Source organism: Pseudomonas sp. KUIN-1, from assembly GCF_009176725.1.
Classification (GTDB): Bacteria; Pseudomonadota; Gammaproteobacteria; order Pseudomonadales; family Pseudomonadaceae; genus Aquipseudomonas; species Aquipseudomonas fragariae.
This window is the reverse complement of the sequence record NZ_AP020337.1, coordinates 5,775,910-5,789,119: the sequence shown is the minus strand read 5'-3', so window position 1 is coordinate 5,789,119 and position 13,210 is coordinate 5,775,910. Positions and strand designations below refer to the sequence as shown.

The following is a 13,210-nucleotide window of genomic DNA, read 5'->3' as shown; positions in this document are numbered from 1 at the left end:
CGTCAATAAATTGTATTCGAATGCTTTTGGGTCCGCTATGCTTAATCGGCGCTTCTTTATCAGATTTTTGAGTTTTTGCGATCACAGGGTGTTTGAATGTTTAATCGTGAAATTGTGGCTGTGACCCTATCTCTTTCATGCTCCATGCTATGTCACGCGGACACGGATCCAGTCAATATTATCGGGATTGGCGGTAGCGCGCTGCATTTCAGTCATTTCAACGAAAAATTCGGCGGCTGGAGCCATGTGGAGTATACGTCACCCACACATCGTTTCTTTCTCTATGCACCACCCGATGGTATTGGCGATTCTGGGGTAAGCGTCGTAGCAGGATCGGATAACAGCATGGTATCGCCGGATCAAAAGAATGTTCTCATCCAGCGCACAATGCTCGGCTATGTCGAAGATCCACAGGGCAATCGTATTATTTCCGAGCAAACCTACTGCGATGTGATCGCTCTGGAGAGCGGTTGCGCCAGAAATCTCGGTTCCGCGATTCAATGTGACGGAGAATGGGTTGGCAACGCGTGGAAAGACACTACAGGTCGTTTGATTGACTTTTCAAAATCAGGATCTTCGCCTCAGGAGGTTAGAAATCAGGCGTCAACATTGTCCTCTGCCAAGTCCCGCGCGCTTTCGCTGAGCGACACGCTGTTTATGGGTGTTCCTTCATACATGGCGTGCTATCCGGTAAAGGAAAATATTGCGGCTTACAATGATCTTGGTTTCTACTTCGCGGAAGGTGGGGAGCATCTCTGGGCCATGCAGGTCTATGAGAAATTATTGGATCTGGCTCAGGAAAGGATTCCTCTGCAGCTTAATATCGCGGACTCGCTCTGGGCGTTGGGGCGGCGCAACGATGCTAAATCTCACTACGCAATTTACCGTGATGCCATGCTGAAAAAAGGCTCTGTGAACAAGATTCCGAATCGTGTCCAGCTGCGGTTGAAATAAGCGCTAAGCAGTTCGCTTGGCAGACGAGCCATTACCCAGCAATGAAGACCAAAAAATTGGGCAGACAATCCCGCAACAAGCCAGGCCCTCTCGACCCAAAACTGATGTATTTCTACGCCCCGTATAACTTTCGCGCCCGCTATTTCCCGATGTTCATGTTTTCCATCTTCATGTGCATATTTTCGCTGGCCATCACGACAAGCATCGTCACACAGGCCTGGTTTGCTCATGACCGCGATGCTTCCATGGATACCCTCAGGCTCATGATGGGTACCAGTTTGATCATGTCAGCTGGCGGCATTTTGCTGGCAAGAGGGCGGCTGTGGGGGATGTGGGTGTTGGTGGCGTTGCTGGCGATCTGCCTGGCTACGGTGCTGGTGATCTGGGCTTTGCCTGGTCGGCGTGTCGATGTGATCAGTTCGATATTGGGTGTGCTGTTTCCGTTGCTTGGCTTTTTGTCGCTGAACAGCAAGCGTCACCGGGAGATGCGTGAGCAGTTCCTGTTCAATCACGCTCACCGCAAGGCGCTGCGTGAAGAGTACAAACTCAGGGATGCGCGTAGGCACCATATCGAGAGTCGCAGGGCCATGCTGCGCGAGAGGAAGGCGAGCCGTCGATAGCCGGATGCTTTCCTGCAGACAACAAAAAACCCGCCGAAGCGGGTTTTTCCAAGACCATCCCGACTTCCTGTCGGACGCCTCCGAGGCGATGGTCGATCATCCTTGATCCGGGTGAACTCCTGTTCACCCCTTGATGGATCCAATACTACGGAGCGCGAGCCGGGTCGGAAATAGCCAAATTCCTCCAGCGCGTGTAAGCCTTTCGCTATACCTCGCGGGGTCAGCTTCGAACGGCCCTTTGAAGAGCGGGAAATCTGGCGTCAGGAAAATCTTGAAGCGGTTTGCCTGCTGACGGCAAAAATTGCAGGCAATAAAAAACCCGCCGAAGCGGGTTTGTACCAAGACCATTCCAACTCCCTGTCGGCTGCCTTCCCGGCGATGGTCGATCGTCCCTGATCCTGGCGAACTCCTTGTTCGCCAGTTGTTGGATCCAATACTACGGCTCTGACGGCAGGTGCAAAATAGCCATTCGCTTCATTGCGTGTAAGCCTTTGGCTATACATGTGTCCGTTTTTGCGGATTCTCAGGTGCACGGCCATGCATCGGGAACGTAGAAAAAACCGGTGAAACTGTTGTGCCAGAGCGGCGCAGGCTTGTTTTCAAGGTGAGAAATTCGTGGTCACTTCACAATAGCGCTGTTGGGCGTTTTTACTGTCCTCGTCGCGGTTTCTCGCCGCACGTTTGGTCCACTCACGGCACTCTTCTCTGAAATTGACCGCTGCCGCCTTGCGACACTCGCGCCGTTCGAATGAACGAATGGCGAAGTTTTCGCAGACGCTGTCGCCATCGATCGTGTTGCCGTAAATCCGCCACTGCGCGCGGTAGCGATTTCTGCCGTCCGCTTCGCGGATGGAGGCCGTCGCTACGCTGTAAGGCCTGGAAGAACGCGTGGAATTGCGTGAAGCATTGGCCTTGAAATCGGCCATGTAGTCGGCAGACACCATGCCTGTTGCCGGTTCTGCCTGAGCGGGGCGTGGAGCCTGGCCGAATCGACAGTTCGCCACCGCCTCATCGATGACGTTGCCGTTTTTCATGCAGTCATCCAAGGGCTTCACAGGGGCAGGCGGCGCCACAGTGGCCGCGATCGGTACAAGCTCTGCGGTTTTTCGAATGTGCGTGGGCGCGGGATCGGCGGCGGCTACGGGCTGCGCCTCGGCCTCGACTGTCCGGGTTTCGGGTATGGACTGCACAACAGGCGGTACTGTCAGCGCTTTGGGGCCTCTCGCATGTGAGGTGATCAGTCCGGCCACGCAGGCTGCAGCAATAAGGCACGCCAGCCACAGGCCATAAGGGCGTGAGCGGCGAGGCGCATCGACGCGCTTGCGGCGTGGATGCGAGCCCAGCACCACATCGACCTGACCCGGCACGAGGCGCTGAATGCGGATGATCCCGTCGTCCTCGGGTTGCTGTAGGGAATCCATTCCTGCTCCTGATCAAGCGATGTCTGGCGGTGATATTACAATGATATCGGCCGCTGGGTAGAGTTTCTGCAACGCTTTGGCGCTATGTGCATCCGGCCTGGCGCGTTAAGGTTGAGCCCGTTTTTTGACTGATGGATGGACCGCGAATGCACCAGCGTCTCGAACAGGTATTCGGCTACACACAGTTCCGGCCGGGGCAGGAGGCTGCCATCAGTGCGGTACTGGCCGGACGCTCGGCTGCGGCGATCTTTCCGACTGGCTCGGGCAAGTCGCTATGTTACCAATTGCCCGCCCTGATGTTGCCGCATTTGACGCTGGTGGTGTCGCCGTTGCTGGCGCTGATTCAGGATCAGCTTGCCTTCCTGCACCGCCATGGCATATCGGCGGCGAGCATTGATTCGGCGCAAAGCCGCGACGAGATCGCTGACGTGATGGCACGCGCACGTTCCGGCGAGCTGAAGATTCTGATGATCTCGGTCGAGCGCCTGAAGAACGAGCGTTTCCGCAATTTCATCGCCCAAGTGCCGATTTCCTTGCTGGTGGTCGACGAAGCGCACTGCATCTCGGAGTGGGGGCATAACTTCCGCCCCGACTACCTGAAGCTGCCGGACTACCAGCGCGAATTCAATATTCCCCAGACATTGCTGCTGACCGCCACGGCGACCCCGCAAGTCATCATCGACATGCAGGACAAATTCGCCATCGCCCCCGAGGATGTCATCACCACCGGTTTCTACCGCGCCAACCTGCACCTGTGGGTCAAGCCGGTCAGCGGCCGTGACAAACGACGCCGGCTGGTGGATTGGCTCAACGAGCGTCGCGGGCAGCCGACCATCGTTTACGTGACCCTGCAAAAGACAGCCGAACATATCGCCGCGCACCTGGAACAGAATGGCCTGCCCGCCAGCGCCTACCATGCCGGGCTGCCCAACGATCAGCGCGAGTCGATCCAGAAGCAGTTCATGGGCGGCCATTTGAACTGCATCGTGGCAACCATCGCGTTCGGGATGGGCATCGACAAGAGCGATATCCGCAACGTGGTGCATTTCGACCTGCCGAAATCCATCGAGAACTACAGCCAGGAAATCGGTCGGGCAGGGCGTGATGGTGCTGCTTCGGATTGTCTGGTGCTGGCCAACCGCGACAGCCTCAACGTGCTGGAGAACTTCGTGTATGGCGATACGCCGGAGCGCGAGGGGATTGCCCGTGTGTTGGAAGACTTGCTCGGGGCGCGCCATGACGGGCAGTGGGAGTTTCTGCTGGGGCCGCTCGCCGACCTCAGCAACATTCGTCAATTGCCGCTGAAGACCCTGCTGGTGCAACTGGAACTGCGCGGGATCATTGCGCCGCGCTACGCGTATTTTGCCGAGTACCGCTTCAAGTTTCTGCTCCAGCCGCAAGACCTGATGGCGCGTTTCGAAGGGGAGCGACGCGGGTTCGTTCAGGCCCTGATCGACACCTCAAACCGGGCACGCACCTGGGCCACCGTCGATTTCCAGGCGATGTACCAGCAATACGGCGCCGAGCGCGGGCGGGTGGTCAAGGCGCTGGATTACTTTCAGGAAAAAGGCTGGATCGAGCTTGAAAGCAAACAGATGACCGAGGTCTACAGCCTGTTGCGCAGCGACTTTGATGCACAGGCCCTGAGCATCGAATTGCACGATTATTTCGCTCATCACGAAGCCACTGAAGTGGCGCGCATTCACACCATGCTGGACGTGTTCGCCAGTGACCAGTGCCTGACCCATCGCCTGGCGCGGTACTTTGGTGACCACAATGCGCCTGAGCGCTGTGGGCATTGTTCAGTGTGCCTGGGCGAAGTCGCCCACCTGCCCGAACCACCCGCGCTGGAGCCCTTGGCAAATCGGGACTTTCAGCAACTGTGCAGCGAGTTTATCCACAAGCACCAGAACTACACCGGCCAGCCGCCCAGCGCCGACTGCCTGACGCGTTTTCTATGCGGTATCAGCGTGCCGCTGTTCACCAGGCTCAAAGCCCGCGCCACCACCGGGTTTGCGGTGCTGGAGGACTATCCGTACGCACAGGTCAGGACGTGGGTGCAGGCGATGGCTGGCAACTGACTACGCGTACACATTCATCTGACCAGGTGGGGCAATGCTCTGCATCCAGTCCTGAGCATGCGTTGCGACAGACAAATGAAAACCGGCCGCTCAAGAGCGGCCGGTTTTTATGTTTCAGTAACTGACGGTGGTATCAGTCACGATGACGGCGATGGCCGTGGTGCTTCGGGCGATGGCCATGGTCACGGCCACCACGATAACGACGATCGTCGCTGCGGCTTTCGTTGCCCATGTAGTTGCCGAGTGCAGCACCGCCGCCGCCACCTACCGCCGAGCCGACCAGGCTGCCGGTGTTGCCGCCGACGCTGCGACCCAGCACATTACCGCCCGCTGCGCCCAGACCGCCGCCAATGGCTGCCTCTGTGCGGTTGCGACGGTCCGCGCCTACAGCGCCACCGGCTGCGCCGCCGACACCTGCGCCAATTGCTGAACCAGTGCTGCCGCCGACCTGCTGGCCGACGACCGAACCGAGTACCCCACCCAATGCTCCGCCTACGCCTGACTCGAGGTTGCCTGCAGACGCCGCACCGCTGATCAGGGTAAGAGACAACAACAGTATCGAGGAATACTTCATGTATGGAATCTCATAGGGATGACGGCGCGATCTTGGTGTCAAGTGAAGAATGTAGCAATGCAATTCCGACGAGTAACACGATTGCCACACAAACTGCTAAGTTATTGTTTTGGCTAAGGAACTTAAGTCTGAAAAGAGAGTCTGAGGTTACTTGCAAAAGGCCCGTTTCCAGTGAAACGGGCCTTTTTTGTGGGCGTCTTTCAGGGACGTCAGAGGATGCGTGCCGACTCTGCCGAGCGCTCGAGGCGGATGGCAACGAACTTCGATGTCGGCGTGCTGCTGCCATCGCCCACGCTTTCCAGCGGCACCAGCGGGTTGACCTCCGGGTAGTAGGCGGCAGCCTGACCGGCCGGAATATCGAACGGCAGCAAGGTGAAGCCTTTGACGCGGCGCTCGCGGTTATCACTCCAGATCGAAATCAGGTCCGCCTTCTGCCCCGGCTGGAAGCCCAGACGGATGATGTCGGCTTCGTTGACGAACAGCACGTCACGCTGACCCTTGACCCCGCGATAACGGTCGTCCAGGCCATAGATGGTGGTGTTGTACTGATCGTGCGAACGCATCGATTGCATGATCAGGTCCGGGATCTGCCCGGTCGAGCTGACGTGTTCATTGATCAGAGTCAACGGCAGCGCGTTGGACTTGAAGTTGGCGCGGGTCGACGCAGTGTTCCAGCGGCGTGCGCCAGCAGCGTTACCCAGGTAGAAGCCGCCCGGGTGCTTGACGCGCTCGTTGAAATCCTTGAAGCCGGGGATGGTGTCGGCGATCAGGTCACGAATCCGGTTGTAGTCCTCGACCAGCCACAACCAGTCGACAGGCGTCTTGCCCAGCGTTGCGTTGGCGATACCGGCGATGATCGCAGGCTCGGAACGCATTTGCTTCGAGGACGGCTTCAACTGGCCGTTGGAAGCGTGGACCATGCTGAACGAATCTTCCACGGTGACGGCTTGTGGGCCGTTGGCCTGGATATCAATGTCGGTGCGGCCGAAGCACGGCAGGATCAGCGCGTCCTTGCCGTGGAACAGGTGGCTGCGGTTCAGCTTGGTGCTGATCTGTACGGTCAGATCGCATTTGCTGAGCGCTTCGGCGGTGCGATGGCTGTCCGGGGTGGCCTGAGCGAAGTTGCCGCCCAGCGCAATGAACACCTTGGCGCGGCCTTCGGCCATGGCGTGAATGGCTTCGACGACGTTGTGGCCGTTTTCGCGGGGCACTTTGAACTGGAAGCGTTTTTCCAGCGCATCGAGCAGGAACACCGGTGGGCGTTCGTTGATGCCCATGGTGCGGTCGCCCTGCACGTTACTGTGACCGCGCACCGGGCACAGACCGGCACCCGGACGACCGATGTTGCCGCGCAGCAGCATCAGGTTGGCAATTTCCTGGATCGTCGGCACCGAGTGGCGGTGCTGGGTGATCCCCATTGCCCAGCACATGATCACGTTCTTGCCCTTGGCGTACATGCGTGCCGATTGTTCGATGTCGCTCAGTGGCAGGCCGGATTGCTCGACGATGGCGTCCCATGACGTGTCATCGATGGCGGCCAGGTATTCGAGTACGCCTTCGGTGTGTTCGTTGAGGAACGCGTGGTCGAACACCGAAGGTGCGTTGTTGGCCTGCGCCTCGCGCTCCCATTGCAGCAGGAACTTGGCCATGCCGCGCAACAGCGCCATGTCGCCACCCAGGGCAGGGCGGAAGTAGGCCGTGTTGGTCGGGCGGTCGCCGTTGGTGAGCATCTCGACCGGGTGTTGCGGGTGCTGGAAACGCTCCAGGCCACGCTCTTTGAGCGGGTTGACGCAAACCACCTGGGCGCCGCGCTGTACCGCTTCACGCAGTGGTTCGAGCATGCGCGGGTGGTTGGTGCCGGGGTTCTGACCGAGGACGAAGATGGCATCGGCGTGTTCGAAATCCTCGAAGGTCACGGTGCCCTTGCCCACGCCGACGCTTTGCGACAGCGCTACGCCACTGGCCTCGTGGCACATGTTCGAGCAGTCCGGGAAGTTGTTGGTGCCATAGGCGCGCACGAACAGCTGATACAGGTACGCCGCTTCGTTGCTGGCGCGACCCGAGGTGTAGAACTCGGCCATGTTCGGGCTGGGCAGGTTCTTCAGGTGCTTGGCGATCAGCGCAAACGCGCTGTCCCAACTGATCGGCTTGTAACGGTCGGTTTCCGCGTCATAGCTCATCGGCTCGGTCAGACGGCCCTGATACTCGAGCCAGTAATCGCTCTGCTCCATCAGCGAGCTGACGCTGTAGCGGGCGAAGAAGGCCGGGTCGACGCGGCGCTTGGTCGCTTCCCAGTTCACCGCCTTGGCGCCGTTCTCGCAGAACTTGACCATGCCGCTTTCCGGCGAGTCGCCCCACGCGCAGCCCGGGCAGTCGAAACCGCCGTTCTGGTTGGTCTTGAGCATCATGCGCAGGTTCTTCAGCGCGTTGTCACTGCCCAGCCAGTGTTGCGTCACGCTGATCAGTGCGCCCCATCCGCCTGCCGCACCTTTGTACGGCTTGTAGCGGGGGGTTGGTGTCTTGTCGGCTTGATGATGAGTGCTCACGCTTGAATCTCCATCGCAGGGCTATAGACCCGCGGCGCACTTTTCTGCGGCAGGTGAATTAGATTGAGGTTATGACGGCGGGCCCATTGCAGGGCCAGGCCGGTGGGCGACGACAGGCTGACCAGCGTCTGGATGCCGGCGCGCAATACTTTCTGAATCAGTTCCAGGCTGCAGCGGCTGGTCACGATGGCGACGCCGCCGGCCAGGGGGATGTCTTGGCGGATCAGGGCGCCGATCAGTTTGTCCAGCGCGTTGTGGCGGCCGATGTCTTCACGGCCCAGCAACAGCTGGCCATTACCGTCCATGAACACCGCCGCATGCACAGCGCCGCAGTGGCGGCCAAGCGGCTGGAACTCGCCGATGCGCTGACGCAGGCCTTCCAGCCATTCGATCGGGGGCAGGGGCGCGCCGGGCAGCGCCTTCAGGTCAGGCAATGCCTGCTCGACGGCTTCAACGCCACACAGTCCGCAACCGCTGGTGCCCGCCAGTTGCCGACGCTGCTGCTTGAGTTCCCAGAACGCGCGGCTGGCGATCTCGACCTCGGCCTGCATGGCCGAGCCGCAACCGCTAATTTTGAAGTCGTAGATTTCGTCATGCGAGGCAATGATGCCGCTGCCCAGACTGAAACCGACGATAAAGTCTTCCAGATCGGTCGGGCTGACCAGCATGACCGCCTGGCTGATACCGTTGTAGGCAATTGCCAGTGCCACTTCTTCGGCAAGTTCGTTGCGTGCAGAGTCCGTGCCCTCGAGATTCGAGTAGCTGTAGGACTGGCTTGCTTCGGGGGCTGGCGTAGCAAAGGACGCCGAGCTGACCTTGCGCGTAACGGGCATGGGCTGAAATACCGGCAGAATGACATCTGCAAGACTAGGCCCGTTATTGGAAATCGTCTAATCGCTAGTGCTGATGCCCCGATAGATGACGTCGATCAACGCTCTAGCGCGGTATTTCCGCTACCAGTGCAAAGCAGGCTTCAGCCAGTGCCGAGCGCGGCGCACTGCGGCGCATGATCAACCCCAGCCGGGCCAAAGTCCGGGAGTCGGCAATCGGATGCAGACGCAAATGTTCGGTCAGCGTTTCCAGACCGCCATCCAGCGGCATGATCGCGCAGCAAAAACCGCCGTGTACGGCTTGCAGCAACTGATGAACGGCATCGGTTTGTATCAGCGGATTGGGTTGCAGGCCGCGGCTATGGAAGTTGTGATCGATCGACTGGCGAAAATGCATGCCGCTGGTCAGCGTGCCCAGCGGCAACTCGACCAGGTCGGCCCAGCTCAAGGGATCGTCACCAAAGGTAAAGTGCCGACGGTCATACAGCAGGCCCATGCGTGTGTCGTCCAGGGTCAGCGAATCGAAACGCTCGTTGTCCAGCCGTTCTAGGTACGAAACGCCCAGGTCGATACGATTGCTCGCCAGTTGTTCCAGCACTTGCTCGGAGCTGAGTGACGACAGCTCGAAGCGCAGATTGGGGTGCATCTGGTGCAGCCGGTGCAGCAATGGCAGCGGGTCGAAGCTCGACAGCGGCACCACGCCCAGGCGCAACGTCCCGACCAGATGACCGCGGCAGGCGGCCGCTTCAGCCTGCAGACCGTCGTAGGCCGCCAGTACCGTGCGTGCCCAGGCCAATACGCGTTCGCCTGGCGCAGTGAAACCCTCGAAGCGCTGGCCGCGATTGACCAGTGGCAAGCCAAGCTCTTCTTCCAGATTGCGCAAGCGCATCGACAGCGTCGGCTGGGTAATATTGCAACGCGCAGCCGCCTGGCCGAAGTGCCTCGTCTCGTCGAGGGCGATCAGAAATTTAAGTTGCTTGATGTCCATATTCACTCCGGTGAGCCATCCAGACAGCCGATTCTACGCGTTCAGGCTGAACGATGGTCGAGCTACGTTGGTCGGAAGCCTGCAGCCCTTGATTTACGAGGGCTACACTAATCGCGCAGCCCTCAACACTACTTACGGATAACCAGAAAATGAGTCTTATCAGTTTCATCAAAGAAGCAGGCGAGAAAATTCTGGATGCACTTCTGCCAGATAAAGCCAACGCCGATGAGGTGCTGAAAAAGCATATCTCCGAAGTCGGCCTGGGCAACCCCAATGTGCAGACCGAGGTTAACGGCGGCACGGTCATCGTCAAAGGCGAAGTCTCCAGCCAGGAAGAGCGGGAAAAGATCGTTCTGACCCTGGGCAATATCCACGGCGTGGAAAAAGTCGACGACCAGATGACTGTCTCGGGCGGCGCAGGCGCTGAGTCCGAATACGTGGAAGTGAAGTCGGGCGACACCCTCAGCGCTATTTCCAAGCGCGTGTATGGCGATGCCAACCAGTACCAGAAAATCTTTGAAGCCAACAAGCCCATGCTCAAGAGCGTGGACAAGATTTATCCGGGTCAGAAGCTTCGTATTCCGAAGTGAACTGAAGACGCTGCCCGCCTTTTCAGGCGGGCACACGGCTTTGCTTACAATCCCTTGCTCAGCTCCCGGTAGTCGTCCATTGCGGCGAACTCCTCGGTGTCTTTCGGGCCTTTCTGGCTATTGGGCTGGCTGACCGCGAGCAAATGGGCTACACCGAAGTGTCGGGCGCTGCGCAGGATCGGCAAGGTGTCGTCGATGAACAGACTGCGTGCCGGGTCGAACGCTGTTTCGGCCTTCAACGCGTCCCAGAAATGCTGGCTTTCCTTGGGAAAGCCGTAATCGTGAGAGCTGATCAGGCGTTCGAAATAAGGCGCCAGCTCGATTCGCTCCATTTTCAGCGACAACGAATCACGGTGCGCATTGGTGATCATGATCACCCGCTTGCCGGCCTTTTGCAGGGCCGCCAGAAAGGTCTCGGCGTCCGGGCGCAGTGCAATCATGTGGGCGATTTCGCGTTTCAGGTCGCGAACCGAGAGGTTAAGCTCGGCGCTCCAGAAATCCAGGCAGTACCAGTTGAGCGTGCCCGCGTTGTTTTCGAACAGCGGTTTCAATTCCAGCCAGGCCATGGCGAAACTGACGCCGTGCAGTTCGGCGTAGCGCTGCGGCAGGTGCTGCATCCAGAAGTGTTCGTCGTAATGCAGGTCGAGCAACGTGCCGTCCATATCCAGCAGGACGGTATCGATTTCGCTCCAGGGCATGGAAAGCATTCTGGCCTCGTCAGGGGGTTGATAGCGGGTAAGCATATCCGACACAGACATCGGGAAAAGCTCGGTATAGTACCTCGTTCATGTAAAGGAGCCTGTCATGCGTCAGAAACCTACCGTACTTGCCCGCGCAATCGTCGCCAGTAGTCGTCTGTTCCGCGTTGAAGAGCTGCAATTGCGCTTTGCCAATGGCGTCGAGCGGACCTACGAGCGTCTGGCCAGCAAAGGCACGGGCCCCGGCGCGGTGATGATCGTGGCCATGCTCGATGCCGATCACGCTGTGCTGATCGAAGAATATTGCGGTGGCACCGATGCCTACGAGCTGTCCCTGCCCAAGGGCCTGATCGAGCCGGGCGAAGACGTGCTGGCGGCTGCCAACCGTGAACTCAAGGAAGAGGCCGGCTTCGGTGCGCGGGAGCTGGAACTGTTGACCGAGCTGTCGCTGTCCCCCGGCTACATGAGCCAGAAAATTCAGGTGGTGCTGGCCACCGACCTGTACGAAGAGCGGCTGGAAGGCGACGAGCCCGAGCCGATCCGGGTCGACCGGATCAACCTGCGCGAGCTGTCGAGCCTTGCCCAGAATGCCCAGTTCAGCGAAGGCCGGGCGCTGGCCGCGCTGTACCTCACACGTGACCTGCTGACCCAGCGTGGATTGTTTCAGCCATGACCGATTCGTTGCACAACCTGCCACATCCGCTGCTCGCCCCGGTGATTGAACTCACGCGACTGGCGGGCGAAGTGATCCTGCCGTTCTGGCGCGCCAATGTCACCGTGACCACCAAGACTGACGACTCGCCGGTGACCGCCGCTGATCTGGCCGCCCATCAGGTGCTGGTCGAGGGCCTGCAGGCGCTTGATCCGGACATTCATGTGCTCTCTGAAGAGGACGCTGACATCCCCTTCCGCCAGCGGGCAAGCTGGGAGCGCTGGTGGCTGGTCGATCCGCTGGACGGCACCAAGGAGTTCATCTCCGGCAGTGAGGAGTTCACCGTCAATGTCGCGCTGATCGAACGCGGCCGCGTGGTATTCGGTGTGGTCTCGATGCCCACCAACAACCGTTGTTACTTCGGCGGTGCCGGGCTGGGTGCCTGGCGCAGCGATGGCGTCGGCCACCTCCAGCCGATCGCAGTGCGCAATCATCTTGCTGAAGGGCAGACCTTTACGGTGGTCGCCAGCCGCCGCCATTCCAGCCCGGAGCAGGAACATTTGCTCGCGGGCCTGTCGAACGGGCTGGGTCATTTGCAACTGACCAACATCGGCAGCTCACTGAAATTCTGCCTGCTGGCCGAAGGCGCCGCCGACTGCTACCCGCGCCTGGCCCCGACCTCGCAATGGGACACCGCTGCGGCGCAGGGCGTGCTTGAAGGTGCAGGAGGCGAAGTGTTGCAACTGGACGGCCAGCCGTTCAGCTACCCGGCCCGCGAATCACTGCTCAACCCGTTCTTCCTGGCCCTGCCGGCCAACGCCGAATGGCGCGACAAACTGCTGGTGCTGGCGCAGTCCTGAGGCCGGGCCTCAAGGCCTCTGCCCGGCGGGCGTAGAAGCGAACCGGGCGACGTTTCGCTTGCTCGCGAAAGGGCCGGTGCATCCACAGCAAATCCAGTGCTTGAAACGACGCCTTCGCGAACAAGTTCGCTCCTACAAAAGCGCTGAGACGCTTGGCTGAGACAGTTTCACCAGTGCTAAAGCGCACGGCCTGTTCTTCGCTTGATACAGGTATGCAGGGTCAGGCGCGTTCTTGTGGGAGCGAGCTTGCTCGCGAATACGATTGATCAGACGATGAATTTTTGCGGATTACACTGGCCTCTTCGCGAGCAAGCTCGCTCCCACAGGTCTGCATCCACTACGCGCAGCCACACTGGCGCAACATGAACTGCCCGACAAAGCGCACGGCGTGTTCTT

General features: G+C 59.4%; 12 protein-coding genes. 6 read left to right on the top strand and 6 right to left on the bottom strand.

The features are described 5' to 3' along the window. Positions 1 to 96: 96 nt before the first annotated feature. A complete protein-coding gene (locus KUIN1_RS26335) occupies positions 97 to 954 on the top strand; it encodes a tetratricopeptide repeat protein (RefSeq protein WP_032636728.1) in 858 nt (285 codons plus the stop codon). A gap of 41 nt (positions 955 to 995) precedes the next feature. Continuing rightward, positions 996 to 1,574 carry a hypothetical protein gene (locus KUIN1_RS26330; protein ID WP_050586324.1) on the top strand — a complete coding sequence of 193 codons (579 nt, stop codon included), beginning with the start codon at positions 996 to 998 and terminating at the stop codon, positions 1,572 to 1,574. A gap of 599 nt (positions 1,575 to 2,173) precedes the next feature. Here the strand turns inward: KUIN1_RS26330 and KUIN1_RS26325 are convergent. Further along, on the bottom strand, positions 2,174 to 2,995 hold the full coding sequence (locus KUIN1_RS26325; protein WP_057456760.1) for a hypothetical protein: 822 nt from the start codon (positions 2,993 to 2,995) through the stop codon (positions 2,174 to 2,176). Positions 2,996 to 3,141: 146 nt separating this feature from the next. Here KUIN1_RS26325 and KUIN1_RS26320 point away from each other — a divergent pair, with 146 nt between their 5' ends. Further along, positions 3,142 to 5,076 carry a RecQ family ATP-dependent DNA helicase gene (locus KUIN1_RS26320; RefSeq protein WP_172980084.1) on the top strand — a complete coding sequence of 645 codons (1,935 nt, stop codon included), beginning with the start codon at positions 3,142 to 3,144 and terminating at the stop codon, positions 5,074 to 5,076. 133 nt (positions 5,077 to 5,209) lie between these two features. Here KUIN1_RS26320 and KUIN1_RS26315 read toward each other — a convergent pair whose 3' ends face one another. From KUIN1_RS26315 to KUIN1_RS26300, 4 genes are all read right to left on the bottom strand, one after another. Next, positions 5,210 to 5,650 (bottom strand): glycine zipper domain-containing protein, encoded by a 441-nt coding sequence (locus KUIN1_RS26315; RefSeq protein WP_003401931.1) that lies wholly within the window; start codon positions 5,648 to 5,650, stop codon positions 5,210 to 5,212. Positions 5,651 to 5,859: 209 nt separating this feature from the next. Next, on the bottom strand, positions 5,860 to 8,196 hold the full coding sequence (locus KUIN1_RS26310; protein ID WP_003401937.1) for an FdhF/YdeP family oxidoreductase: 2,337 nt from the start codon (positions 8,194 to 8,196) through the stop codon (positions 5,860 to 5,862). Beyond that, positions 8,193 to 9,029: a formate dehydrogenase accessory sulfurtransferase FdhD gene (fdhD, locus tag KUIN1_RS26305; RefSeq protein ID WP_003372302.1), complete on the bottom strand. Its 837-nt coding sequence runs from the start codon at positions 9,027 to 9,029 to the stop codon at positions 8,193 to 8,195. The genes KUIN1_RS26310 and fdhD overlap by 4 nt, the downstream gene beginning before the upstream one ends. A 103-nt stretch (positions 9,030 to 9,132) precedes the next feature. Then, positions 9,133 to 10,014 carry a LysR family transcriptional regulator gene (locus KUIN1_RS26300; protein WP_003401941.1) on the bottom strand — a complete coding sequence of 294 codons (882 nt, stop codon included), beginning with the start codon at positions 10,012 to 10,014 and terminating at the stop codon, positions 9,133 to 9,135. Positions 10,015 to 10,163: 149 nt separating this feature from the next. Between KUIN1_RS26300 and lysM the strand changes: the two genes are divergently transcribed. Continuing rightward, positions 10,164 to 10,604 carry a peptidoglycan-binding protein LysM gene (lysM, locus tag KUIN1_RS26295; RefSeq protein WP_004406991.1) on the top strand — a complete coding sequence of 147 codons (441 nt, stop codon included), beginning with the start codon at positions 10,164 to 10,166 and terminating at the stop codon, positions 10,602 to 10,604. 44 nt (positions 10,605 to 10,648) lie between these two features. Here the strand turns inward: lysM and yrfG are convergent, their stop codons facing one another. Next, a complete protein-coding gene (gene yrfG / locus KUIN1_RS26290; protein ID WP_152092466.1) occupies positions 10,649 to 11,311 on the bottom strand; it encodes a GMP/IMP nucleotidase in 663 nt (220 codons plus the stop codon). 97 nt (positions 11,312 to 11,408) lie between these two features. Between yrfG and nudE the strand changes: the two genes are divergently transcribed. Next, a complete protein-coding gene (gene nudE / locus KUIN1_RS26285; protein ID WP_003372295.1) occupies positions 11,409 to 11,975 on the top strand; it encodes an ADP compounds hydrolase NudE in 567 nt (188 codons plus the stop codon). Then, positions 11,972 to 12,814 carry a 3'(2'),5'-bisphosphate nucleotidase CysQ gene (cysQ, locus tag KUIN1_RS26280; protein WP_032657773.1) on the top strand — a complete coding sequence of 281 codons (843 nt, stop codon included), beginning with the start codon at positions 11,972 to 11,974 and terminating at the stop codon, positions 12,812 to 12,814. The genes nudE and cysQ overlap by 4 nt, the downstream gene beginning before the upstream one ends. Positions 12,815 to 13,210: the final 396 nt, after the last annotated feature.